This is a genomic window from Cupriavidus sp. 01T418, assembly GCF_056398885.1.
This window is the reverse complement of sequence record NZ_JBFTQG010000180.1, coordinates 1-450: the sequence shown is the minus strand read 5'-3', so window position 1 is coordinate 450 and position 450 is coordinate 1. Positions and strand designations below refer to the sequence as shown.

The following is a 450-nucleotide window of genomic DNA, read 5'->3' as shown; positions in this document are numbered from 1 at the left end:
AAATAGACGCGGTCCTCACCCCACGCATTGCGCCATTCCAGCAGCGCGAATTCTCGCCCGTAAAGCGGATGGAAGGGATGGGTAACCCGGAAGGATTGCATCCCACCGGTCAGATCACGTGTAGTTGACTGCTTTTGAGAAGRGCCGCGTGGAACGTACCCACCTGACCCTGCAGGACCGACTCGTGAAGGAACTGCGCCTGCGTGGTATCAGCACGATGGAGGCCGCCAACGCCTTTATGCTGGAATTCATCGCCGACTACAACGCACGCTTTGCCAAGGTGCCGCGCAACAGCCACGACGCGCATCGGCCGCTGCGACCAGATGAGAATCTGGATCTGATCTTCACCTGGCGCGAACCGCGCTGCGTGTCCAAGAGCCTGACGATTCAGTACGACAAGATGCTCTACCTGCTTGCCGACACCTCGGAGCATCGCAAGCTGCAAGCTGG

General features: G+C 59.2%; 1 protein-coding gene and 1 pseudogene. One reads left to right on the top strand and one right to left on the bottom strand.

The features are described 5' to 3' along the window. The coding region (locus AC1DQ3_RS36815) for a DUF5372 family protein (RefSeq protein WP_477124996.1) at nucleotides 1-101 on the bottom strand (101 nt) is incomplete at its 3' end. A gap of 26 nt (nucleotides 102-127) precedes the next feature. Here AC1DQ3_RS36815 and AC1DQ3_RS36810 point away from each other — a divergent pair. Beyond that, a pseudogene (locus AC1DQ3_RS36810) lies at nucleotides 128-450 on the top strand (ISNCY family transposase); the annotation flags it as partial.